The following is a 25,962-nucleotide window of genomic DNA, read 5'->3' on the forward strand; positions in this document are numbered from 1 at the left end:
AAATAACATTTTATATATGCGTTTTTATAAACTTTTAACCTTAGGATTAACTACTTTACTTGTAACCTCTTGTAGCGAAACTAATTACAAATTTAAATTAAATACTACCAAAAAAACCACACTAGGTAAAAAAGCTGCTATTAAATTTGAGCAATTGAAAGGTGAACAGATAGATTCTGTACAATTATACGTAAATAACAAACGTGTAAATACAAACGAAACGAGTGTTACTATTAACACTGCTGATTTTGGTGTTGGAAAACATGCTGTTACAGCTTTAGCTTTTTACCCTAACAAATCAAAAAAAATAAACAACTCTATTGAGGTGCTAGCAAAAGAAGCTCCTGCTGTATATTCTTATAAAATTGTAAACATTTATCCACACGATAAAGGAGCCTATACTCAAGGGTTAGAATATAAAAATGGTTACTTATACGAAAGTACAGGTCGTAACGGAGAATCTACTTTACGAAAGGTTGAATTAAAAACTGGTGAAGTACTACAAAAAGTAGATTTAGACAAAAAATACTTTGGAGAAGGTATGACTATTTTTAACAATAAAATTTATTGGTTAACATGGCATGCACGTAAAGGTTTTATATACGATTTTGAAACATTTAAACAACTTGGAAGCTTTAACTACACAAACAGTAATCAAGGATGGGGATTAACGCACAACAATTCTGAACTTATTAAAACAGATGGTAGCAATAAAATTTGGTTTTTAGATGCAAATACACAAGAAGAAAAAAGAAGTATCCAAGTTTACACAAACAAATATCCTGTTGATAATTTAAATGAAATTGAGCTTATTAATGGGAAAGTTTTTGCAAACAAATGGCAACAAAATTCAATAGTTATTATTAATCCAGAAACAGGTGTTGTTGAAGGTGTAGCTAACTTAAATGGATTAAGAGATATTGTTGCAAAAGATCAGACTTTAGAACCTCAAGATGATGTACTAAACGGAATTGCTTATGACGCTGAGAATAACCGTTTATTTGTTACAGGAAAACATTGGGGGAAATTATTTGAAATAGAACTAATCAAACAATAATCTACTTTCCAAATCATGAAAAATACCCTTCCCATACTAGCACTTATTTTATCTATTATTGTAATATCTTGTAGAAAAGACTTCAATACGATACCTAGTTATGGGAAGCTACAATTTTCCAAAGACACAGTATTTCTAGACACTATTTTTAGTAACATCGGTTCAGCTACTTATAATCTAAAAGTATATAATAAGAGTAGTAAAACTATTACTATTCCAGAAATTAAATTAGAGAACGGAAACTCTTCGAACTATCGTTTGAATGTAGACGGATTAACTGGTGATAATTTTAATAACATCGATATTTTAGCAAATGATAGTATTTATATTTTTATAGAAACTACTATTGATGCTAACACAGTTACCAACCCTTTATATACCGATAAAATATTATTTGATAATGGAGAAAACCAACAAGATGTAGATTTAGTTACTTTGGTACAAGATGCTCATTTTATCTTTCCTTCTAAAAGTAGTTCTGGTATAGAAACTCTTAACATTAATGGTGAAGAAACCGAAATTCAAGGTCGTTTTTTAACTGACGAAGAACTAACCTTCACTAATGAAAAACCTTATGTCATTTACGGTTACGCCGCTGTACCATCTAGTAAGACATTAACAATTGAAGCTGGAGCTAAAATTCACTTTCATAATAACTCAGGCTTAATTATTGATAAAGATGCAAACTTTAAAGTAAATGGTACTTTAGATGAAAAAGTGGTTTTTGAAGGAGACCGATTAGAACATCAATTCAGTGAAATTCCAGGGCAATGGGGAGTAATTTGGATACGTGAAGGAAGTTATAATAACGAGTTGAATCACGCTCAAATTAAAAACGGAACTGTTGGGTTTCTAGTTGACGGACAAGGTATCTCCTCTCCTACTCTAACTATAAAAAACACTGAAATATATAACAGCTCAAACTATGGTGTTTTAGGTAGAAACACACATATTGAAGGTGAAAACCTAGTAATAGGTAGTACGGGGCAATCTGCACTGGCTTGTACCTTTGGAGGAAAATATAGTTTTACACATGCTACTTTTGCTAACTTTTGGAACAATAGTATTCGTCAGTTACCTTCAGTTTTAGTCAATAACCATATTACTTATCTTAATAATGATAATCAAGAAGTTACGGAGACTAATGATTTAGTTACCGCTAACTTTATAAACTGTATCATTGAAGGAAACAACAACGTTGAATTTATTCTTGATAAAATTGATGGCACAACCTTTAATTACATGGTTGAAAATTGCTTAATAAAATTTAATGACCTTAATAATTCATTCACTGACAATAATGAATTGAATTTTGATGATTCTACACACTATCAAAATAACATTTTAAACGGAGAACCTAACTTTAAAGATGTTACTAAAAACGAGTTTATCATTGGTAAAAATAGTGATGCAATTAACAAAGCGCAATCTTCCACTGTTTCTCAAGATATTTTAGGTATTTCTAGAAGCTCTACACCTGATATTGGCGCATATCAACATACTGATTTTTAAATAGATAATATTTATCTACAAAACACTTCCATTCAACGATTAAAACAATCCATTCGTCGAATTATAATAAAGTACACTACTAAGTAAACATATATTTGTAGTGTATTTGTTTCATTCATAGTAATAAAATAAATAGATTAATTAGTTTGGTTAGTTGAGAGCTGTTCTTCTTAACCGTAATGAATAGCTCTTTTTTTTTTAGATAAAAATTAATATATATATATAAAAGCATTGTCGGGGGGCAATATCAATAGATTGAGAAATCTATGCAGAGTAAAAAAGGAATACTAAAGTATTCCTTTTTTGTTTATTTTTAAAGGCTACAAGCTCTTAAAATACTACTTAGCTTTTTTAAACACTTTTCCGTTTTTCATTACAAAGGTTACTTTTTCCATGGTATGAATATTTTGAGTAGGATCTTCATCTACTGCAATAATATCTGCTAGAAATCCTTTTTTAACTTGTCCTAGCTCATTTTTCATATCTAATAATGCTGCATTAGTTACTGTAGCAGACTGTATAGTCTCCATAGCAGGCATTCCAGCTTCTACCATATACCCAAATTCTTTACCATTCTTACCGTGTTTAAATACTCCAGCATCAGTACCAAAAGCTATTTTTACCCCTCTTTTGTAAGCTCTACTAAAAGTTCCTTGTATTTGCGGACCAACAGCCAATGCTTTAGGGACCACTATTTCAGGGTAAAACCCTTTTACTTTTGCTTTCTCTTCAACCTCTTTTCCTGCTGTAATAGTCGGTACTAAATATGCATCATGTTTTTTCATCAGCTCCATCGTAATATCACTCATATAAGTTCCATGCTCTATAGTTTTTACACCTCCAATAATAGCACGTTGCATTCCTTCATCTCCATGAGCATGAGCCGCTACATGCATTCCATAATCTTTTGCAGTTTCACAAATAGCTTTTATTTCATCAATATTAAATTGCGGATTGTCTCCACTTTTAGCCACACTTAACACTCCTCCCGTAGCTGTAATTTTTATACAGTCTGCTCCATTTTTATAACGTTGACGAACTGCTTTTTTTGCATCTTCAACAGAGTTTACGACTCCTTCTTTTGGACCAGGATTCCCAATCAACTCTCTACTACTTCCATTCGTTGGGTCTGCATGCCCACCCGTAGTTGCTAAAGATTTTCCTGCTGTAAATACTCTAGGACCTGTAATTTTACCTACTTTAATTGCTTTGGCTAAAGAAATATTAACTCCAGTTCCTCCTAAATCTCTTACTGTGGTAAAACCGTTTAACAAAGTAGTTTCTGCAAATTTTACTGAATTATAAGCTCTATCAGCTTCATTCAATATATATTTTTCTAATCTCGACTTTGGACTGTGTTCACTTTCAATATGCACATGCATATCAATCAATCCAGGCATTACCACCTTATCTTTTAAATCTATCGTTATATCATCAGTGTTTTCAGGATTCACATAGCCTTTTAACACATCAACAATCTTATTATCCTTTACAATTACGGTTTGTTGTTCTTTTATTTCACCTTTTTCTGTATCAATTAATTTTCCACAAAATATATAAGTGTTTTGAGCAAATGTTGCGATTGACATTGTTAAGAATAGCGCTAAAAAAAGTCTTTTTTTCATGATAATTTAAGAATGATTAAGCAATAAATGTAGTGATTTTTATGTAGCTTGCCTTTTTAAATTTTGACAATTACATGAAGAACATTGTTATTACTGGAACTAGTAGAGGTATTGGTTTTGAATTAGCGCAGCAGTTTGCTAATCAAGGACATCAAGTCTTAGCTCTATCAAGAAATACAAAACCTTTAGAACAGGTAAGTCACCCAAACATCACAACCATCTCCGTCGATTTATCTGAGGAAAAGGATATAAAAAAAGCGGTTGATTTTGTTTCAACTGAATGGAAAAAGGTAGATATTCTTATCAATAATGCAGGAAAGTTGATTAATAAACCTTTTCAACAATTAACTACGCAAGATTTTGAAGAAGTTTATAAAGTGAATGTTTTTGCAGTTGCTGAATTGACTAAAAACCTACTGCCTTTTATGCAACAAGGGAGTCATGTAGTAACAGTGAGTAGTATGGGCGGAATACAAGGAAGCATGAAATTTCCTGGACTAGCCGCTTATAGCTCTGCCAAAGGTGCTGTAATAACCTTATCGGAATTATTAGCTGAAGAATATAAAGAACAACAAATAGCTTTTAACGTCTTAGCCTTAGGGGCTGTACAAACAGAAATGTTAGAAGAGGCTTTCCCTGGATATGAAGCTCCTTTATCTGCTAAAGAAATGGCTAATTATATTTTTGATTTTGCGTTAACTGGTAATAAATACTATAACGGAAAAGTATTACAAGTTTCAAGTTCTACTCCATAGAAAAATAACGACTGTCACTTCGAGTGATTTTCGTTCAACATAGCTGAAAAGAAAATTGTATCGAGAAGTATTAGCTAGTTCTCTATACAATTTTTATTTTTCCATTTTATTTCAAAATAAAAACCACTCGAACTAACTTTTGAAAAAAACACTGATTAAATACATCCCTGAAGAAGCTATTCCGTTAGTTGAATATTTAATTATAGAGCATAAAATTAACTTAAAAATAGTAAGCGAACGTCAAACCAAACATGGTGATTTCCGTCGTTTACCTAATGGTCACATGCAAATTACAGTGAATAACAACCTAAACCCTTATCAGTTTTTGTTGACGTTAGTTCATGAAATTGCACACCATGTTACGTATCAAAAATTTGGAAGAGTACAACCTCATGGTAAAGAATGGAAAACAGTTTTTCAACATTTAATGCTACCTTTTTTACAGCCTGAGATTTATCCAAAAAATATTCTACCTTATTTAGCTAACTATTTAAAAAACCCAAAAGCCAGTACAGATGCCGATGTAAATTTATCACTAGCACTACGTGGCGGAAAATCAGAAGATGGAAAGAATTTTATCTTTGAAATTCCTAACGGAAGTGTTTTTCAGTTTAAAGAAACACTTTACAAAAGAGGAAATAAACGTAGAACACGCTATGAATGTTTAAATTTAGAAAACAAACGTGTGTATCTATTCAACCAAAATGCAGAAGTGAAGCTAGTCGTTTCTAAATAAACAAAATAGTATGAACACTAATTATTACGTAGTAATTATGGCGGGAGGTGTAGGTTCTCGTCTTTGGCCAGTAAGTACCGAAAAGTACCCAAAACAATTTCACGACCTATTAGGAAGTGGTGAATCTTTACTGCAAAGAACTTTTAGTAGAGTTAATCAATTAATTCCTTCTGAAAATATTTTAATTGCCACCAATAAGCTTTATGAAGAATTAGTATTAGAGCAACTTCCTAAAATTAGCGCAAAACAGTTATTACTTGAACCTACTATGCGCAATACTGCTCCTTGTATTTTATATGCTGCGTTAAAAATCCGTCAGCAAAATGAAAATGCTGTGATGTTAGTAGCTCCATCAGATCACTGGATAGAAAATGAAACAGAATTTATTAAGAATATAGAAACTTCTTTTAACGCTTGTTCTCAAGAAGATATATTAATGACTCTAGGAATACAACCGAGTCATCCAAATACAGGTTATGGTTATATTCAGTTTGAAGAAAATTCTTCTGAAATAAAAAAGGTAAAAACATTTACTGAAAAACCAAACCTAGAAAAAGCTACTCAGTTTTTAGCGAGTGGTGACTATCTTTGGAATGCTGGTATATTTGTTTGGTCTGTTTCTAGCATTTTAGATTCCTTTAAAAAACATCTTCCTGAAATGGTAAACATTTTAGAAACCGAAGACAACGTGTACAACACCAATTTTGAAGATGATTTTATTAAACGTAACTATGAAAAATGTGAAAACATTTCTATCGATTTCGGAATCATGGAGCGTTCTGAAAAAGTACATGTACTCCCTGTAGATTTTGGTTGGGATGATTTGGGTACCTGGGGTTCTTTATATAACAAACTAGGTAAAGACACTCATCAAAACGCAACAGTTGGAGCCACAACTATTTTTAAAGATGCCAACGGAAATATGGTCAGCACTAAAAACGGTAAAAAAGTAGTGGTCCAAGGGTTACAAGATTTTATTATTGTAGAAAAAGATGATGTTTTGGTAATTTGTCCACGTAAAGACGAACAAGACATTAAAAAACTACGAACTGAAGCAAAAGAGAAATTTTAACAAACTACCTCTCTCTTTATAAGATATTACTGATTAATGGAATATTCTAACATTCTTAACATAGGAATTTTAGCACATGTCGATGCTGGTAAAACTACTTTAACCGAACATTTGTTATACCATACAGGAGCTATAAGAAATATCGGAAGTGTAGATAAAGGTTCTACCGTTACTGACAGTCTAGCGCTAGAAAAAGAACGTGGAATTTCCATAAAAGCAGCAACCACTTCTTTTATTTGGAATAATACCAAAGTTAATCTAATAGACACTCCAGGACACGTAGATTTTTCGAGTGAAGTTGCAAGAACATTATGTGTAGTAGATGCAGTTGTTTTAGTTGTTTCAGCAGTTGAAGGTGTACAAGCTCACACCTTAACTATTGCGGATGCTTTGCAAAAACTAAAAATTCCTACAATAATTTTCATTAATAAAATTGACCGACAAGGAGCAGATACAGAGAATGTTTTAGAACAGATAAAAGATGAGCTTCAAATTAAAACTGTGTCTATCTATACCAGTCATCATGAAGGATTGGACACTGCTTGTATTAATCCAGTTTTTCATAATAGTTCGATTACCAAAGAACAAAAAGAAGCCATTACAGAAGAACTGATTGAAACTGATGAAAACCTGTTAGAACAATACTTAAACGGTCACACCATTACTGATGAGACCTATATAAAATCTATTGTAAAAAACACTTCCAAAACTTTAATTTCTCCTGTATTTATTGGAATTGCTAAAAACAACATTGGTGTAAAGGAGCTATTAGACGGATTAACAAGTTTCATCAAACCAGATAAGAATACTGCCACACAAGAAACTTCTGCTTATGTATACAAGTTAGAACATCATAAAACTCATGGTGTTATGGCACATGTAAAAGTTTTTTCGGGTGAGTTATCTTCTAAGTCGGTTATTTATAATCACACACAAGCTGTAGAAACTAAAATAAACCAATCGAAGGTTTTTCATCATACCAAACATATTGACACTACTATTAAAACTGGTGATATCGGAATTATTACAGGTGTTGTTGATACAAAAACAGGGGACATTCTTGGCAACCCCGAAGGAATTCCAAAACTACCCGAATTAAACACGCCTGTTTTGAGTGTACAAGTAATACCTGATAACGATAAAGATTACAATGCTTTAGCGCAGGCTTTACAAATCATAGACAGAGAAGATCCAACGCTACAATTCAAATGGCATAAACCCGAAAAAGAATTATTATTGTTACTAATGGGAGATATGCAAATTGAAGTGCTTACACATGTTTTATTAGAGCGATTTTCAATACCCGCTACTTTTACAGAGCCTCAAATTGTTTATAAAGAAACCATAAGCAAAGCCGCAGAAGGTTATGTTCGTTATTGGATGCCTAAACCTTGTTGGGCAATCATGACTTTTTTAATTGAACCAGCTCCTTTAAATTCTGGTGTTAGTTACCAATCTATTGTTTCTAAAAACGACATTCATAACAAATATCAAAACGAAATAGCCAGAACGATTCCTAAAGCTTTAGAACAAGGTTTACTTGGCTGGGAAGTAACCGATGTAAAAATAACATTGATTAAAGGAGAAGATCATAATGTTCATTCAAGACCTGGTGATTTTAACTTAGCTACTCCAATGGGAATCATGAAAGGTTTACAAGCTGGTGGAACACATTTGCTGGAACCTTTAGTTCGCTTTGAAATAAAAACAAATGAAGAGTTTTTAAGTAAAATTATTTCGGAACTTACTACGAGAAGAGCTACTATTAACTCTCCTACTTTTCAAAATGAAATGATGCATCTTACAGGAACGATTCCTGTTGCTACTTCTTTAGATTTAAGTATTAAATTAAATACTATTTGTAGTGGTCGTATACGTTTACGAATGGTTTTTCATGGTTATGACGTGTGTCCTGAAGGAGAAGGAAAGTCAAGACCTTTTAAAGGAGTGAATCCATTAGACGAAGCTCAATGGATTTTACATCGACGAGGTGCTTATAAAGCTGACGAACGAGTTATTTAGTTTATCTTTTTTACTTCACTCAACACCAAAGAGTTAAAAACTTTCTCTTCACTTATAAAGTGACTTTTTATAGAGATATAATTAAGAGAATCAACCTTTCCTTCTAAACGCATATAATCCTTTTCGGTAGTTAGTATGATTTTTTGCTGAGAAGTTAATGTTTCATATGATTTCTTGATATTCTCAATATCTTGATTCGTAAAATTATGGTGGTCAGGAAAGTTTAGATGCTTGAAACTTACTTTCTTTTCTTTCAAAAAATTCAATAAAGGAGTCGGATTCGCAATTCCCGTCACTAACAACACTTCTTTATCCTGCAAATCATCAATTGTTAACTCATTTGTTCCTTTTAAATTCTCATCGTAAGCTATTGTTGTAAAGAATACTTTTTGATATGGCTTGGGATTGAGTTTTCTCACTATTTTTTCTTGCGCTACTTCAGATAAATTTTCAGGGCATTTCGTTACCACAATCACCTTTGCTCGTTTAGCCCCTCTCCTACTTTCTCGTAAATTTCCTGTAGGTAATAAAAAATCATCTACAAATAAATCGTTATACTTGGTTAGTAAAATATAACTACTCGCCGTTACTTTTCTATGCTGATAAGCATCATCTAACAATACAATTTCTGGCGGATTATTGCGCTGTAACAACTGTTGAATTCCATTCGTTCTATCAGCATCCACAGCTACGGTAACATCTTTTTTAAACTTCTTATAAAATTGTAAGGGTTCATCACCTACATCTTCAGCTGTATGGGTATCATTCACTACTTGAAAGCCTTCTGTTTTACGCTTATAGCCGCGACTTAAAACAGCTATTTTATAGCTATCTTTCAGTAATCGTATCAAATATTCAATCTGTGGAGATTTTCCTGTTCCTCCTACACTTAAATTACCAACAGCAATTACAGGAATATCAAAAGAAGTAGATTTTAAAATGCCTACATTAAAAAACCAATTACGAATCCTCGTAATTATATCATACAAAACAGCAAACGGAAATAATAAAAATCGAAGTAGCTTCATTACACCAAAAGTAAAAATTATTTCTTCATTACGAACAAAGTGAAGTAACCTTTATAGTCACAACTAGTTTTACTAACTTTGAACTATTATTAAACTCACCCAAATGCAAATAAAAGACGTTACCAACTACATTGAACAATTAGCTCCACTTTCGTATGCCGAAGATTTTGACAATGTAGGCTTATTAATAGGAAACTATAATACTAAAGTTACTGGAGTTTTAGTTACCTTAGACACTCTTGAAGAAACTGTTGAGGAAGCTATTGCTAAAAATTGTAATCTTATCGTAAGTTTTCATCCTATTGTGTTTAGCGGATTGAAAAAGATTAACGGTAACAATTATGTAGAACGCGTCGTATTAAAAGCTATTCAACACAACATTGCTATATATGCTACACATACAGCATTAGATAATGTCAATAATGGAGTTTCAGCTAAAATGGGAGAAGTTTTAGGGTTAGAAAACATGAAAACCTTGATTCCTAAAAAAGGGATTATTAAAAAACTAACAACTTATGTTCCCTTTGAGGAAGCAGCTAATTTACGTGAAAAATTATTTGAAGCTGGCGCGGGAAATATTGGGAATTATGATAACTGCTCTTTTAATGTAGAAGGAAAAGGAAGCTACAGAGGAAACGAAAATTCAAATCCTAAAGTAGGAGAAAAAGGAGAATTAATGTTTGAAGAAGAAACCTGTATTACAGTAACATTTGATTCTTATTTAGAAGGAAAAATACTTTCCGCTCTATTTAAAAACCATCCTTATGAAGAGGTTGCCTACGAAGTTATTACTCTTGATAATCAAAACCAACACGTAGGTATGGGAATGATTGGAGAACTTCCTTCGGCAATGAATGAAAAAGACTTTTTATTATTTGTAAAAGAAACCTTTAAAACTGGTTGTGTACGACACTCAGAACTACTTGACAAACCTATTAAAAAAGTAGCTGTACTAGGAGGTTCAGGAAGTTTTGCCATTAAAAATGCAATGCGAGCTGGTGCCGATGCTTACATAAGTGCTGATTTTAAATACCATGAATTTTTTAAAGCAGAAAAAAGAATATTACTCGCAGATGTAGGACATTATGAAAGCGAGCAGTTTACAAAAAACCTTTTAGTTGATTATCTTAGCAAAAAATTTAGTACTTTTGCAATTATTTTAAGCGAAAAGAGTACAAATCCAATACACTATATTTAACAGATGGCAAAAAAAGAAGTAACGGTAGAAGAAAAATTAAGAGCGTTATACGATTTACAGTTAATCGATTCTAGAATTGACGAGATTAGAAACGTTCGCGGTGAATTACCTTTAGAAGTTGAAGATTTAGAAGATGAAGTTGCCGGATTAAACAAGAGACTTTCTAATTTAGCTGAGGATGTTAAAAATTTAGAAACTGATATTAGTAACAAAAAGTTAGCGATTGAAGAATCTAAAAACTTAATTACTAAATACGAAGAACAACAAAAAAATGTTCGTAATAACCGTGAATTCGACTCTTTATCTAAAGAAATTGAGTACCAAGAGCTAGAAATTCAATTATCTGAAAAGAGAATTAAAGAATACAAAGCTAAAATTACTCAAAAGAAAGAGGTTATTGATAACACCAAAGAAAAATTAGCTAAGCAAGAAGCACATTTAGCTCACAAAAAAGGTGAATTAGATGCTATCTTAAAAGAAACTGAGAAAGAAGAGCAATTATTAAAAGAAAAGTCTGAAGAGTTTTCTCAATCTATTGACAAGCACTTATTAACGGCATATAAAAGAATTAGAACTAAAGTAAGAAACGGTTTAGCTGTTGTTGCTATTGAGCGTGGAGCTGCTGGAGGTTCTTTCTTCACTATTCCACCGCAAGTTCAATTAGAGATTGCTAACCGTAAGAAAATTACAATTGACGAGCACAGTGGTCGTATTTTAGTAGACCCTGCTTTAGCACAAGAAGAAAAAGAAAAAATAGACAGCTTATTTGCTTAATATTTTTCTTAAAATATATACAAAGCCTCCAAAAATTTGGAGGCTTTTTTATTGCTATCAGTTTTGATTGTAAAATTAGTAACAATTAAAAATCAAAGCTCCTCACTTTTCACCTAACGTTACATTTTCGTATCTTGCATTCTGCTTATGATACAATTTATATTAAATAATCAGGTAATAAAAACTACAGCGAACGCTGGTATTACCCTACTCGATTTTATTCGAGAACACCAACAGTTAAAAGGCACAAAAATAGGATGTCGTGAAGGTGATTGTGGTGCTTGTACCGTTCTAATCGGCGAACAAAAAAACGGTAGCCTTAGCTATCAAAGTATAACGTCGTGTATTTCTCCTCTAGGAAATGCTAACGGAAAACACATCGTTACGGTAGAAGGCATCAATTTACCAAAAGAACTGAATACCGTTCAAAAAGCAATGACCGATAATTATGCGACGCAATGTGGTTTTTGTACACCAGGATTTGTGGTTTCTATGACTGGTTATGCTCTTGACAGTAAACAAACAACTTCTTGTAACGATGCTATCAGCGGAAACATTTGTCGTTGTACAGGGTATAAATCGATTGAAAAAGCTGGTTTTGAAATAGAACAAAAACTACAACAAAAAGATAAAAACCATCAAATTGACTGGCTAATCAAGGAAGGATTTATTCCTAATTATTTTGAAACTATCCCTGAAAAATTAGCACAAATACAACCAAAAATCTTTGAAAAAACGGGAATAAAAGTAGCTAACGGAACCGATATTTATGTACAGCATGCTGATAAAATGGCGGAAGAAGATGTACATTTATTAACCGATAAAAATGCTTTGAAAGAAATTTCCTTTACTGAAGGTTTTTGCACATTAGGTGCTAATACAACGGTTACCGAAATTGCAGAAAGTAAACAATTGCAAACTCTCTTTCCTAAACTAAAACAATTTTTAAAGCTTGTTTCTTCTGAACAAATTAGAAACATGGGAACTATTGGAGGTAACTTTGTAAACGCCTCTCCTATTGGCGATATGTCTATTTTCTTTTTAGCGTTAAATTCAATAGTAACCATTCAAAAAGAAGATGGAAATACTCGACAAATTCCATTTCAAGAATTTCATCAAGACTATAAAAAGTACGATTTACACGAAGGTGAAATCTTACAATCAATACAGTTTAAAGTTCCACAAGCAGAAGACTTTTTCAATTTTGAAAAAGTAAGCAAACGAACACATTTAGATATTGCTAGTGTAAATTCGGCAGGAAGAATTTCTATAAAGAATAGTATAATTACAGATGCTCATTTTTCTTTAGGAGGTGTCGCAGCTATTCCAAAATATTTATCAAATACCAATATCTTTTTAATCGGAAAAACAATCAATTCTGAAACTATAAAAGAAGCCGAAACAGTTTTACAATCAGAAATCTCTCCCATTAGTGATGTTCGTGGAACTGCTGACTATAAGCGTTTGTTGGCAAGACAGTTATTTTTTGCTCACTTTTTAGAGCTTTTCCCTAATCAAGTAGAACTTAAAAAATTGATTGCCTAATGAAAACGATGAAGAACATAGACAGTTTTACACATGTTAGAGGAGAATCGTTATTTGTTGACGATTTAATGCTGAGACAGGACACCTTATTCGGATTGGTTTTTGACTCGCCAAAAGCGCATGGAAAAATCAAATCGGTAGATTATTCAAAAGCAGAAGCACTAGAAGGCGTTATCAAAATATTCACCTATAAAGATGTCTTAGGAGAAAATCAAATTGGAGGTATCATTCCTGATGAACCTTTATGGGCTGAAGATGAAGTTCATTTTTGGGGACAACCGATTGCCTTTATCGTTGCTAAAAGTGAAGCTATCGCAAAAAAAGCTAGAGCTTTAATTACCATAGATATTGAAGAACTTCCTGTAATCACAACCGCTAAAGAAGCTAAAGAAAAAGGAAGTTTTATTAATGCTCCTCGTTCATTTAACTTAGGAAATACTCAAAATGCTTTTACCGAATGTGAATATGTATTTGAAGGCGAAACTTTTTCTAACGGACAAGAGCATTTGTACCTCGAAACACAAGGTTGTTATGCGGTTCCTCAAGAAAACGGGAATATAAAAATTACCTCATCAACTCAAGGCCCTACCGCTGTTCAAAAAACAGCAGCCAAGGTTTTAGGTATCCCAATGCATAAAATTGAAGTAGATGTAATCCGTTTAGGAGGTGGTTTTGGAGGTAAAGAAGATCAAGCAACTCCTTGGGCTGTTATGGCTGCTGTAGCAGTGCAACACTTAAACCGCCCAGTTAAATACATGCTGAATCGCCATGACGATTTACGTATGACTGGGAAACGTCATCCCTATTCATCATTTTATAAAATAGGACTCACCAAAGACTTTAAAATAAAAGCTTTTGAAGCTGAGTTTTTACAAAACTCAGGTGCTGCGGCTGACTTATCACCTGCTATTGCTGAGAGAACTTTGTTTCATGCAACGAACAGCTATTTCGTTCCGAATGTGAATACTACAGTATATAGTTGTAAAACCAACTTACCCCCTAATACCGCTTTTCGTGGTTTTGGTGGTCCTCAAGGAATGTTTGTTATTGAAAGTGCTATTGCAGATGCTGCTGATAAAATCGGAATCAATAAAAGATTAATTCAAGAAGCTAATCTATTAGCTGAAAATGATGAGTTTTCTTACGGACAAATAGCTACCGAAGTACAAGCACAAAATTCGTGGTTTAGTGCAAAGGAACAATATCAACTTGAACAGCTAGAACATGAAGTAGCTGACTTCAATAATAAGAACGACCACTACAAAAAAGGGATTTCATTAATGCCTATTGCTTTTGGTATTTCGTTTACCAATACTCCAATGAACCATGCACGTGCTTTGGTACATATTTATCAAGATGGAAGTGTTGGTGTCTCAACAGGTGCTGTAGAAATGGGACAAAGTGTAAACACCAAAATGTTGCAAGTAGCACAAAGTGTTTTAGGAATTTCACCAGATAAAGTAAAACTGGAAACCACGAATACTACACGTGTTGCCAATACCTCACCTTCTGCAGCAAGTTCAACTGCCGACCTTAACGGAAAAGCAACTGAAATGGCTTGTAATTCGTTAGTTGAACGACTAACAGAAGTTGCCGCTGACATGCTCTCTACCAAAAAAGAAAATATCTCTTTTAAAGAAGATGCTGTTTTTGTAAACGATAAAAAATCAGAGCTAACATGGGAAGCTTTAATTACTGAAGCGATGCTACGTCGTGTGGCACTTTCTGAAAATGCTCATTATGCTACTCCTATTATTCATTTTGACAAGACCAAAGAAAAAGGGCATCCGTTTGCCTACCATGTATACGGTACAGCTATAACAACAGTTACGGTAGATTGTATCCGTGGTAATTATGAAATTGACAGTGTGAAAATTGTACACGACTTTGGTAAAAGTATGAATATGGGTATTGATTTAGGACAAGTTGAAGGAGCTTTAGCACAAGGAATTGGTTGGATGACTATGGAAGAAATCTCCTATAACAATGAAGGAAGGTTGTTATCAAATGCTTTATCTACCTACAAGGTTCCTGATATTTTTTCAGCTCCCAAAACAGTAGAAACTATTCCTTTAAAAACTGAAGGGAATCAAATGGCTATTAAAAAATCGAAAGCGGTTGGCGAGCCTCCATTAATGTATGGAATTGGAGCTTATTTTGCCATCCAGCAAGCGGTGAAAGCTTTCAACCCTAATTATAAACTAAAATTCCACGCTCCTTTTACACCCGAAAAAGTGTTGATGGGATTGTATGAAAAATAGAAGACCTATCAAACTACAATACACCAAACAGAATATATTTAGGGGTGCGTTAATTTATAGCATTGGAGATACGATTGCATCCCTTTTACTAAACGAGTTTTCAATATACCGACTTCTCGGAATGGTACTTATTGGTGCTACTGTTTATGCTTTTGAAATCCCTAATTATTTTAATTGGATAGAAAAAAAGACAGCCAACAATAGCGGACTCAGAAGAACCATTGCAAAAACAATATTAGCGATTGCGTACTTTAATCCACTTTGGATTTTTAGACATTTGCTGTTTATCAAGCTATTTTCTGGTAATTTTGAACAGATAACCAGTAACTTATTCATTGTTGCTTGTTGGTCGTTTTTAGTGAACATCCCTATTTCATTTATCGCTAATTTTATCATTCAAAATAAAGTAAAACTCGATTGGCGTTTTTTAGCCAGTGCTATTTTTTCTGCACTAATGGCTATTTATTATGCCCTAAGCGAAACCATTTTTAACTAAGCTTTTATGGAATTTTGGCAACAGTTACATACAAAACTTCAAAACAAACAGAAGGTATACCTCCTAACAGTAATTGAAAACCTTGGCAGTTCTCCAGGTCGAAAAGGCTTTAAAATGTTAATTGCTGAAGATGGTTTTATTTTCGGTTCTGTAGGTGGTGGTGTTATGGAGTTTGCACTCGTTGAAGAAGCAAAACAATTGTTGCAACAAGAAAATCCACCAACATTCATCAAAAAACAAATTCATAAAGGAAATATCAAAGATGGTTCGGGTATGATTTGTTCTGGTGAACAAACTGTAGCCTTTCATTGCTTAGATGCTAAGCATGTTTCAATAATTTCAACTATTATTTCTTCTTTACAACACGGTAAAGAAGGAACTCTACACTTGTCTCCTACCCAATTTGATTTTACTTCCCATACTCTAGAAAATCAATTTGAATATAACATCAACTCAAAAGAAGATTGGTACTTTAAAGAACATATCGGTTTTAAAGAAACCTTGTACATTGTTGGTGGTGGTCATGTAGGAGTTGCAGTTTCTGAACTCTTTGTGAAACTTGGTTTCTATGTAGTTGTTTTTGACAATCGAGAAAACCTCAACACCTTAGAAAATAATCAAACTGCTCATAAAAAACAGGTTATTGATTACAACGATATTGAAAACTACATAGAAGAATCTTCTTCAAGCTATGTAGCCATTATGACCAATAAATACACTGATGACAAATTGGTATTGAGTAAGCTTCTAAAAAGCAACTATAAATTTTTAGGCGTTTTAGGCAGCAAAGCAAAACTACAAACGATGTGGGAAGTTTTACAAAATGAAGGATTTACTCAAGAAGAATTAAACAAAGTTCACGCACCTATTGGACTTTCTATAAAAAGTGAAACCCCTGAGGAAATAGCGGTAAGTATAGCGGCACAGATTATTCAAATTAAAAACACCTAAACGAATAATGAATCAACCTAATGAATATAAGACCTTTTTAACAAGAGTTTTTAATCGTTATGCTACAGTGAGTGACGATGCTATTTCTTCTTTGTTTTCAGTAGCAAAAATTCATGATTTAAAAAAGGGAACCACCCTATTACCTTTCGGTAAAATATCAAAACACGTTCATGTTCTTTACAAAGGAGCTGTAGTTTCGTGTTTTTTACATAAAAACGGTACGGTATATCATAAAAACATCTTTTTATCAGGTAGTTTTATAGGTTCTGTAGTATCGTCACTTACTAATACACCTTCTCAGTTTTCTTTAGAAGTTATAGAAGACTCAACAGTTATTAGCTTTCCGTATGATGTATACAGACAACTTATTAAGGAAAACCAAGATTTACAAAACTTTTACATCGCTTATCTTGAAAAGAATTGGGTGATTGATAAAGAGAAACGAGAAATTGATATTGTTTTAAAAGAAGCTAAAGAACGGTATCTCGATTTTGTAAACGCTAACCCAAACATAGAAAATAGAATACCCTTACACTATATTGCCTCTCACTTAGGTATCACTCCTACTCAATTAAGCCGAATTCGTAAGAGCATTAAAAAAACTGTATAGCAATCAACATATGTAAAGTAAAAGATCTTATTTCCTTTTCATCTTTGCAGTATGAAAATATTCTTTATATACCTATTGGCTTTTATTGGAGGCGTTTCACTAGCTGTTCAAGCAGGATTTAACACGCAACTAGGTACTATTGTAAAACAACCTGTTATTGCTGTTATAGCCACTTCTATAGCCAGCGCTATTTTTGGATGCTTATTCATCTTGCTATTCAAAGAAGAAAGTATTCAATTAACTATAGCACAACAAGTACCTTGGTATTTATGGTTTATTGGCGGACTTTTTAGCATGATTGGTATTTCTCTTTATTTTTACACCATACCAAAGCTAGGGATTTCAAAAATGATTGCTTTTGGCTTATGCGGTCAATTGATTTTTTCGTTATTCGCAGGAAAATTTGGTTGGTTAAACCTGCCTGTTGAGCCTATAACTACCAAAAAATGTATTGGAATTGTTTTCATGGCAATTAGTATTCTTTTAATCAACTCAAAATGAAAAAAGTAGTATCAAATATTAATAATTTAACTTCTTTATGGAAAACTGCTGCGACTCCATATCAAGGATATCATAAAGAAACATCTTTTGAAAGCGCTTATATTGAAAATGCCCAATGGCCTAATAGAATTTGGACCAACCTCTCTCCTTCTGAAAATCAGCTGAAGGAGATACAACAGCAAATGATAAACAAAGACAACCATTTTACATTTTCTTTATTTACACTACCCAATCAAGAAAACAGTATTAAACTTGACGCTAAAATTCAGTTAAAGTCAACACAATACGGAATGAGTTTAGAGCTAAACGAAAAGTTCGAAACTCAAAGACAGATCGATTTTAAAAGAGTAGAAAACACAGAAGAAGCTGACATTTGGAGCAACGCTTTTTTTAAAGCCTTTGGTTACGAAATAAGCACAACAACCATTTTAAAAACCAAAAAAAACATCCCCTACTATCTTGTTTATTTTGAACAAGAACTTATTGGCACCGTAATTTTATACACTACTAATACGATTGCTGGCTTGCACAGTTTAGGTATTATTCCTGAAAAAAGAAAACAAGGATTTGCTACCGAAATTATGCGCCATACATTGAACAAAGCCATTGACCAAAATTTGTCTTTAGCTACACTACAAGCCTCAGAAATGGCGAAAGAAATGTATTTAAAACTAGGGTTTTCTTTAGATTTTTTAATGAAAAATTATGGTGTTACCAATCCTTCTTAAAAGTACAGCATATTAACATACATAACTTTTGAACTTGGTAAAAAAATAGTAGGTTTGAAGCTACTAATGAGAGAGGATGAATTATAAAGAAGTCTTTAAAACGATTGAGGAAACTTACACTCCACTATCTACTGAGTGTCAACAAGAATTAATTACCAGTTCAAAAGTTTGTGTATATAAAAAAGGAGAAATTGTTGTACGAGAAGGTCAATTCTCTAAAAAAGTCTTTTTTATTGTCCAAGGATGTTCAAGAGCTTATTACCTAAAAGATGGTAAAGACATTTCTGATTGGTTTACTTTCGAAAATCAGTTTATGGCTTCCATAGTTAGCTTTTTTAGTAACGAACCGAGTCCACACTATGTTGAATTTATTGAAGATTCAACCGTTTTGGAATTTTCAAAAGATACTGTTGATAAGCTTTCTCAAAAGCATCACGACTTTGAACGCTTAATTAGTAAAATAGTCACTGAAACCATGTTGGGGCTTTGCGAGCGATTATACACCATTCAATTCAACAAAGCGGAAGAAAGGTATAAACACCTGCTAAGTATTTATCCTTTTATAACCAACAGAATTCCCCTTACACATATTGCCTCTTATTTAGGAATAACTCTTGAAACGTTGAGCAGGATAAGAAACCCCAAAAAACGAATTTGATTTATATCAAATGATAAGCCTTCCATTTACAGCAATTTTGCTAACAAATACAATAACAATGGAAGATAACAACAAACAACAACTAAAGTCAATCTGGGGAAAATGGTGGGAACCTATTAGAAAATGGTTTTATCCTGCTTGGTTAATCTATGAAACCTCAATTCGGTTTTATGAATATGCCCTATCGGTTCATATTTACTTTAAGAATCCGCAAAACAATATCGCTTCGTATATAGGAGAAGCTAGCACCCAAATTTTAGGCATATTTTGTAGCCTTAGCACTTTTATAATCTGCACAGTCTTTTTAACAATACCTACCTGTTTTATACTGTATAAGTTTTTTAAAACAAAAAACTTAACAGGCTCTCAATTTGAAGCAACATTAAAACCTATATTTTAAGATAAAATGAAGAAAATACTCATTATAAACGGACATCCAGATAAGGAAAGTTTTAATTATGCCCTTTCTGAAGCTTATAAAATAGGCGCTAACAAATCGATTGCTGAAATACAAGAAATAAACATCCGAGAATTGAATTTTAATCCCAACCTTCAATTTGGTTATCGAAAACGAACAGAACTTGAACCTGACTTATTAGAAGCACAAGAAAAACTAAAATGGGCAGACCACTTAGTATTGGTATACCCTATTTGGTGGGGCTCTGTACCTGCAATTATGAAAGGTTTTTTAGACCGAGTTTTACTCCCTGGTTTTGCTTTTAATAAAAGAGAAACCTCTTTATGGTGGGATAAATGTTTTACAGGAAAAACAGCCAGAATAATTTGCACCTTAGATCAACCTGCTTGGTACTATAAATGGTTTTATAGAAGCCCAAGCCATAATGCTATGAAAAAACTAACATTAAACTACATAGGAGTAAAAAAAGTGCGAATTACTACTATTGGTCCTATAAGATTATCAAAAGAAAAGTTTAGAACTAAATGGTTGAAAAAAGTAGCAACTCTTGGAGCAATGAACAAATAACAATACCTCTATTATGCATTCAAGATGCTAACTAACATTTTCCTACATAATACGATATGTAATCTTTTTAATGTTTGGTATCACTCCCCTTAGGCTTCGTGTGTCGACCCGATTAGGCTTCGTGTGTCGACCCGATTAGGCTTCGTGTGTCGACCCGATTAGGCTTCGTGTGTCGACCCGATTAGGCTTCGTGTGTCGACCCGATAAAAAAGTTACACTTTTTTATCTTATTTTTCTATATTTGAGAGTGTTAATAAAATTGCTAAAAGTTCCACATATCCTACCGTAAAAGGAATATATAAGTAATTTTATTACGTATATAAACTAGTTGTGCAACATTTGAACAGAAAATTGAATAGTAAGAAATTATACATAATAGGAAATGGTTTTGACCTCTATCACGGAATTCCGTCAGGATATTGGAATTTTAGAGAGTATGTTAGACAGGTGGACAACTATTTGTATGAAGAGTTGAATACTTATTTTAACCCAGATGACTTATGGTCTGATTTTGAATCAACTCTTGAACATCTAGATACAGATGAGATTGTTGATTATGCAATGAACTTTTTAGAATCATATAGTCATCCTGATTGGAGTGATTCTATGCATCACGATTATCAATACGAATTAGAAAGGAAAATTAATATTGTAACGGTTTCCTTAAAACGCCATTTTACTGATTGGATACTATCCTTAGAAATAAAAAACCACAACAATGCCAGTGAATTTGGTCTAGATGAAAATGCGAGATTTATAAATTTCAATTACACTAGAACTTTAGAAGTGATTTATAATATTCCAACAAAAAATATTTTTCATGTTCACAACAAAGCAATAGATGAAGACTCTTTATTAATTCTAGGTCATAGTAGGAACCCTGCTGATATTGCTTCATTTAATGATGTTAAAGGAATTGAAGACCAAGATGTAAGAATAACAGAAGGAAATGAAATTCTAGATAATTACTTCGTTGAGACTTATAAGCAAAGTGAACAAATTATTGATGAAAATAAGGGCTATTTTGATAGTCTGAATGAAATCGAGGAAATTGTAATTATTGGACACTCTTTATCAGAAGTGGATAAAAAATATTTTGAGCATATCGTTACGAAAATCAATGCAGATAATGTTACTTGGAAGGTAAGTTATCATTCAAAAGATAAAATAGAAGAAAACACCAAACTATTAATGGATTGTGGAATAAACGAAAGTCTCATTTCATTTCATCCAAATAGTGAAATAGAAAACAGAATTAACCCTAACCAAATAAAATTATTTGAATAAAAACAACATCACACAAAAACTGCTATAAGTACTTACTTGCTCTCACTACTTCTAAAAATTCTCATAATAAAATGATATAATAATCTGACGCAACCATAACAACACTTTTGCATCTACATAGTAAATCATTCAAATATTGAGCTATGAAAATTAGAATATCAACCTTACTATTGTTTTTAAGCGCAACGCTATTTATAAACTGTAATAGCGACAATGAAATACCACAAGCTGAAACTATAAATGGAACTTGGAGTTTAAAAAATGTTAACGGAGGGTTTACTGGTGTTGATGTAACCTATGAAAATGAAACCGTTACTTGGCAATTTAATGCTAAAACAGAAACCCTTACCGTTAAAAACACACTAATAAATAACGGTTCGCAAAGCACCTACTTACCTTTACAAAGCGGAACCTACAACTATTATCTTTCGGAAGCTAATGGAAAAACATTTGTTCATATTAAAGACTTTGGAATTCATACAAATGATGAGTATGGAAGCTATAGTATACAAGACGGACTTTTGATTATTAACCAAGGCGAAAGCTATGAAGGCAGTGCCGTAGATACTTTTGTACTAACTTTTAATTAAAAGCAGTAACCATACTATTTTCAAAAGCCTTTAAAAGAACCTCTTTTAAAACGATACCTCTTAACTAACATTTTTCTACACGGTAGCCAATAAACCATAAAAAACAACTCCCACCACCGTGGGAGAGTCATTCCCCTTAGGCAGGGAGTATCGCTCCCATTACCGTGGGAGTGTCACTCCCCTTAGGCAAGGAATATCACTCCCCTTACCGTTGGGGTGTCATCCCAATTAGGCTTGGGGTATCGTTTCCATTACCGTTGGGGTGTCACCCCAATTAGGCTTGGGGTGTCGCCCCGATAAAAACTACACTTTTTTTTCACCCTATAAAACAACCAACAAAAGCTAGCCTTTCTAACAAAAAAAGCCTCTAAAAGAGCACATTACAAACATTACCTTAACCAAATAGCTGCTAAAAAGTGTAATTTTTTTCATATCTTCTCATGGTCTAACCACTTAATAATAAGCCTTAAACACAAAAACCATGAGGAACAAACTAAAAAAAGACTTAGGATTATTTGATGTTTTTGCCATAAGTACTGGAGCCATGTTTAGCTCTGGTTTCTTTTTACTACCAGGAATCGCCTCACATTACACAGGGCCTTCTGTATTTTTAGCCTACTTACTTGCAGGTGTATTAATACTACCTACCATGTTTAGTATTGCTGAAATATCAACAGCTTTACCACGATCAGGGGGTGCTTACTTTTTTTTAGACCGAAGCTTAGGTCCACTCATGGGAACCATTGGCGGATTGGGTACATATTTTGCTTTAATGCTAAAAACAGCCTTTGCTATTATTGGTATTGGTGCTTACGCCGCTATATTTTGGGAAGTTCCTACCAAGGTAGTTGCTATCGTAGCCACTCTTTTTTTTATGGCATTAAACTTAGTAGGCGCTAAAAAAACCTCCGCCTTTCAAAAGGTGTTTGTCATATTCCTATTAATCATTTTAGTTGGTTTTATTGCAGATGGTCTTTTTTCTATCTTCACCTCAGATACTATCACCGATGAATCTATTAACAAACAATTTACTCCTTTCTTTTCAAACGGATTTGGAGGTATGTTTACTACCATAGGTTTTGTTTTTGTATCCTATTTAGGGCTCACTCAAATAGTAAGCGTTGCAGAAGAAATTAAAAACCCTGAAAGAAATATTCCTTTAGGTATGATACTTTCATTAGTCGTTACTGGATTAATTTATGGTTTAGGTGTTTTTATTATGGTAACTCTTATTGAACCTACTGCCTTTGCTAACGAATTGGCACCAGCTGCTACAGCCGCTGAACAACTTTTTAAATGGTTACCCGATAATGTAGGAGTGTTATTAATGTCGGTAGCAGCACTTGCCGCTTTTGCCTCTACAGGGAATGCAGGACTATTATCTGCATCACGATATCCGTTTGCCATGGGACGCGATAAACTGTTTCCTGCTATTCTAGCTAAAATTGGTAAAAAAGGAAGTCCTGTAGTCGCTATATTTTTAACCACAGCGTTAATTATTGTATTCATTCTAGTACTATCAGAAGAAGGTATTGTAAAGCTTGCTAGTACCTTCCAACTGTTAATTTTCATCTTTATTAACTTCTCTGTTATTGTTTTTAGAAAAAGTAAAATAGAATCATACGATCCTGGGTATTTATCTCCATTATATCCGTTTATGCAAGTTATCGGAATTGTTATTTCATTCATCCTTATTATTTATTTAGGATGGATGCCCATACTTTTTACCTCTGGTATTATTGTTATTGGCTTACTTTGGTATCACTTTTATTCTAAAGGAAAAGTAAAACGAGAAGGCGCTATTTTTCATTGGTTTGCACTTTTAGGAAGACACCAATACGATGAATTGGAGAATGAATTAATGACCATTTTAAAAGAAAAAGGACTTCGTGAAGGGGATCCTTTTGATGAAACCGTAATTAAGTCGAAAATAAAAATAATTAAGGATACCACTAACTTTGACAAGGTCTTAAATATTGCTTCCGATTACTTTTGTAGAGAATTAGACCTCAACAAAGAAGGAGTACTCCACAAATTTTTTCAGTCTATACCCGATGAATCTGTCATCACTTTACCAGGTATTTTAGTTTTTCATGCCAAGTTTAAGAGTGTTTCGCATCCTTCCATGAAAATTGTGATTTCTAAAAAACCAATTGAAGGAACACTTCCGTCTGAAGACTATGAGTTTAAAAAGCCCATACAAATCTGTGCTTTTCTAATTAACTCTGATGAAAACCCAAAACAGCAATTGCGTATGCTATCGAGACTTCTTGATATTTTAGAACGAGAGCAAATCGTAAAAACCTTGCTTAAAATGAACAGTCACAGAGAAATTAAAGAGTTTTTATTACAAAACGAGCGATTTGTAAGCATCAAACTACTCGAAGGAACTCCGCAAGACACCATGATTGGAAAACAGCTAAAGGAAATTCAGCTACCAAAAGATGTTTTAGTCGCTTTGGTTGAAAGAAACGACAAAACGTTTACCCCTAACGGTTCAACTGTTTTACTAACAGATGATGTACTCACCATACTTGGAGAAACCAAGTCTATCGCAAAACTGTATAAAGAATACATGAGTTATGAAATAGATAAACTGGATACGGAGGAGACTACTTAATTTTTGGTTTGTTTACTAACTTTTAAAACGATAATTTCGCTATTGTACGATTTAAATTTATTAAAACGACAGGTACCTTAAACCTTTGGGGATAATTAAAACCACATGAACAAATTCATATTATTTTTTTCGATCTTCTTGGTCAGTTGTTGCAACAAGCCTAAATTACTTCAAAACGGACTTACCAGAAGCGCTTATAAAATAACTGAGTATGCAATTAATGTAGCTAACAATGACTCAAACAATAAGAATCTTGACACTATTGTCATCACCAATAAAAGATTTAACAAGAGTAATAAAATATTAGCTCAAACACGACACACTCCATCTGATGGGCAAAAAATGGAGACCAATTATATCTACAATCGTTTAGGAAAATTGGAAAAAGAGATTGTTACAATGTCTATTGATAGTTTACCTCTTGAAGTTAATTACATATACAATAACAACCTTTTAGACCAGACAATAAGCCGTTTAGATAATAGAAATGAAAAATTCGAGCAAATTGAGAAATACTATTATAGAAGCAACAATACAAAAGAGAAAACTACAACCTCACTTCTTCTAATTCGTTTAAACACATCGGACACTATTATAAACTCTATTTCAACAAGTTATTTTGACAAAAAAGAATTAATTAAAAGTATTGAAACAAAAGTGTATAACAACCAAAAACTAAACAGTAAAACTATTTACGAATATGATTGTGAAACTTTAACCGGTTTAAAATATTTTAACCAAAACGATTCGTTGACTTCAACAAGTAAATATGAGTATAAATTTGACAGGTTTAATAATTGGGTTGAAAAAAAGATTTTCGAAAATAACAGAGTAAAGAGTATTATTAAAAGAGAAATTGAGTACAATTGACAGTACTAAACACTATATAACATACGTATTACCTTTAAAACTAGACAATGTTACACCAATCGACAGTTAAATAAAACTCTC

Annotated in this window: 24 protein-coding genes; 22 read left to right on the forward strand and 2 right to left on the reverse strand. The window is 33.0% G+C overall.

Features of this window, described 5'->3' with window-relative positions:
- Window positions 1-16: 16 nt before the first annotated feature.
- Together ACKTTR_RS10830 and ACKTTR_RS10835 are read left to right on the forward strand one after the other, a co-directional pair.
- Window positions 17-1,057 carry a glutaminyl-peptide cyclotransferase gene (locus ACKTTR_RS10830; protein ID WP_408027852.1) on the forward strand — a complete coding sequence of 347 codons (1,041 nt, stop codon included), beginning with the start codon at window positions 17-19 and terminating at the stop codon, window positions 1,055-1,057.
- 15 nt (window positions 1,058-1,072) lie between these two features.
- Entirely contained in the window at window positions 1,073-2,569 is a 1,497-nt protein-coding gene (locus ACKTTR_RS10835) for a hypothetical protein (protein WP_408027853.1), read from the forward strand.
- Between the two features lie 338 nt (window positions 2,570-2,907).
- Here the strand turns inward: ACKTTR_RS10835 and ACKTTR_RS10840 are convergent, their stop codons facing one another.
- On the reverse strand, window positions 2,908-4,194 hold the full coding sequence (locus ACKTTR_RS10840) for a metal-dependent hydrolase family protein (protein WP_408027854.1): 1,287 nt from the start codon (window positions 4,192-4,194) through the stop codon (window positions 2,908-2,910).
- Between the two features lie 74 nt (window positions 4,195-4,268).
- On the opposite strand from ACKTTR_RS10840, the gene ACKTTR_RS10845 reads away from it, so the two are divergent.
- From ACKTTR_RS10845 to ACKTTR_RS10860, 4 genes are all read left to right on the forward strand, one after another.
- The gene (locus ACKTTR_RS10845) at window positions 4,269-4,949 is read left to right on the forward strand and encodes an SDR family NAD(P)-dependent oxidoreductase (RefSeq protein ID WP_408027855.1); all 681 of its coding nucleotides are present in this window, start codon (window positions 4,269-4,271) and stop codon (window positions 4,947-4,949) included.
- Window positions 4,950-5,088: 139 nt separating this feature from the next.
- On the forward strand, window positions 5,089-5,685 hold the full coding sequence (locus ACKTTR_RS10850) for a SprT-like domain-containing protein (RefSeq protein ID WP_408027856.1): 597 nt from the start codon (window positions 5,089-5,091) through the stop codon (window positions 5,683-5,685).
- A gap of 10 nt (window positions 5,686-5,695) precedes the next feature.
- The gene (locus tag ACKTTR_RS10855; RefSeq protein WP_408027857.1) at window positions 5,696-6,757 is read left to right on the forward strand and encodes a mannose-1-phosphate guanylyltransferase; all 1,062 of its coding nucleotides are present in this window, start codon (window positions 5,696-5,698) and stop codon (window positions 6,755-6,757) included.
- Between the two features lie 36 nt (window positions 6,758-6,793).
- Window positions 6,794-8,779, forward strand: coding sequence for a GTP-binding protein (locus tag ACKTTR_RS10860; RefSeq protein ID WP_408027858.1), 1,986 nt, complete (start codon window positions 6,794-6,796; stop codon window positions 8,777-8,779).
- Here ACKTTR_RS10860 and lpxK read toward each other — a convergent pair.
- Entirely contained in the window at window positions 8,776-9,807 is a 1,032-nt protein-coding gene (lpxK, locus tag ACKTTR_RS10865) for a tetraacyldisaccharide 4'-kinase (protein WP_408027859.1), read from the reverse strand. The genes ACKTTR_RS10860 and lpxK overlap by 4 nt on opposite strands.
- 103 nt (window positions 9,808-9,910) lie before the next feature.
- Between lpxK and ACKTTR_RS10870 the strand changes: the two genes are divergently transcribed.
- From ACKTTR_RS10870 to ACKTTR_RS10945, 16 genes are all read left to right on the forward strand, one after another.
- Window positions 9,911-11,005, forward strand: coding sequence for a Nif3-like dinuclear metal center hexameric protein (locus tag ACKTTR_RS10870; protein ID WP_408027860.1), 1,095 nt, complete (start codon window positions 9,911-9,913; stop codon window positions 11,003-11,005).
- A 3-nt stretch (window positions 11,006-11,008) separates the two neighbouring features.
- A complete protein-coding gene (locus ACKTTR_RS10875) occupies window positions 11,009-11,779 on the forward strand; it encodes a zinc ribbon domain-containing protein (protein ID WP_408027861.1) in 771 nt (256 codons plus the stop codon).
- Window positions 11,780-11,926: 147 nt separating this feature from the next.
- Entirely contained in the window at window positions 11,927-13,324 is a 1,398-nt protein-coding gene (locus ACKTTR_RS10880; protein ID WP_408027862.1) for an FAD binding domain-containing protein, read from the forward strand.
- Window positions 13,325-13,332: 8 nt separating this feature from the next.
- Window positions 13,333-15,585: a xanthine dehydrogenase molybdopterin binding subunit gene (locus ACKTTR_RS10885; RefSeq protein WP_408027863.1), complete on the forward strand. Its 2,253-nt coding sequence runs from the start codon at window positions 13,333-13,335 to the stop codon at window positions 15,583-15,585.
- Entirely contained in the window at window positions 15,575-16,081 is a 507-nt protein-coding gene (locus tag ACKTTR_RS10890) for a hypothetical protein (protein ID WP_408027864.1), read from the forward strand. Before ACKTTR_RS10885 ends, ACKTTR_RS10890 begins: the two co-directional genes overlap by 11 nt.
- A gap of 6 nt (window positions 16,082-16,087) precedes the next feature.
- Window positions 16,088-17,032 carry an XdhC family protein gene (locus tag ACKTTR_RS10895; protein WP_408027865.1) on the forward strand — a complete coding sequence of 315 codons (945 nt, stop codon included), beginning with the start codon at window positions 16,088-16,090 and terminating at the stop codon, window positions 17,030-17,032.
- Between the two features lie 7 nt (window positions 17,033-17,039).
- The gene (locus ACKTTR_RS10900) at window positions 17,040-17,642 is read left to right on the forward strand and encodes a Crp/Fnr family transcriptional regulator (RefSeq protein WP_408027866.1); all 603 of its coding nucleotides are present in this window, start codon (window positions 17,040-17,042) and stop codon (window positions 17,640-17,642) included.
- A 51-nt stretch (window positions 17,643-17,693) separates the two neighbouring features.
- Window positions 17,694-18,143: a DMT family transporter gene (locus tag ACKTTR_RS10905; RefSeq protein ID WP_408027867.1), complete on the forward strand. Its 450-nt coding sequence runs from the start codon at window positions 17,694-17,696 to the stop codon at window positions 18,141-18,143.
- A complete protein-coding gene (locus ACKTTR_RS10910) occupies window positions 18,140-18,871 on the forward strand; it encodes a GNAT family N-acetyltransferase (RefSeq protein ID WP_408027868.1) in 732 nt (243 codons plus the stop codon). Before ACKTTR_RS10905 ends, ACKTTR_RS10910 begins: the two co-directional genes overlap by 4 nt.
- Window positions 18,872-18,947: 76 nt before the next feature.
- Complete coding sequence (locus ACKTTR_RS10915) at window positions 18,948-19,529, forward strand: Crp/Fnr family transcriptional regulator (protein ID WP_408027869.1); 582 nt, start codon at window positions 18,948-18,950, stop codon at window positions 19,527-19,529.
- Window positions 19,530-19,587: 58 nt separating this feature from the next.
- The gene (locus ACKTTR_RS10920; protein ID WP_408027870.1) at window positions 19,588-19,929 is read left to right on the forward strand and encodes a hypothetical protein; all 342 of its coding nucleotides are present in this window, start codon (window positions 19,588-19,590) and stop codon (window positions 19,927-19,929) included.
- A gap of 6 nt (window positions 19,930-19,935) precedes the next feature.
- Window positions 19,936-20,514 carry an NAD(P)H-dependent oxidoreductase gene (locus tag ACKTTR_RS10925; RefSeq protein WP_408027871.1) on the forward strand — a complete coding sequence of 193 codons (579 nt, stop codon included), beginning with the start codon at window positions 19,936-19,938 and terminating at the stop codon, window positions 20,512-20,514.
- Between the two features lie 351 nt (window positions 20,515-20,865).
- On the forward strand, window positions 20,866-21,801 hold the full coding sequence (locus tag ACKTTR_RS10930) for a bacteriophage abortive infection AbiH family protein (RefSeq protein ID WP_408027872.1): 936 nt from the start codon (window positions 20,866-20,868) through the stop codon (window positions 21,799-21,801).
- A 143-nt stretch (window positions 21,802-21,944) separates the two neighbouring features.
- The gene (locus ACKTTR_RS10935; RefSeq protein ID WP_408027873.1) at window positions 21,945-22,391 is read left to right on the forward strand and encodes a hypothetical protein; all 447 of its coding nucleotides are present in this window, start codon (window positions 21,945-21,947) and stop codon (window positions 22,389-22,391) included.
- 481 nt (window positions 22,392-22,872) lie between these two features.
- The gene (locus ACKTTR_RS10940) at window positions 22,873-25,011 is read left to right on the forward strand and encodes an amino acid permease (RefSeq protein WP_408027874.1); all 2,139 of its coding nucleotides are present in this window, start codon (window positions 22,873-22,875) and stop codon (window positions 25,009-25,011) included.
- A 105-nt stretch (window positions 25,012-25,116) separates the two neighbouring features.
- Window positions 25,117-25,881 (forward strand): hypothetical protein, encoded by a 765-nt coding sequence (locus ACKTTR_RS10945; protein WP_408027875.1) that lies wholly within the window; start codon window positions 25,117-25,119, stop codon window positions 25,879-25,881.
- Window positions 25,882-25,962 lie beyond the last annotated feature (81 nt).

This window comes from Tenacibaculum litoreum (assembly GCF_964513915.1).
Classification (GTDB): domain Bacteria; phylum Bacteroidota; class Bacteroidia; order Flavobacteriales; family Flavobacteriaceae; genus Polaribacter; species Polaribacter litoreum.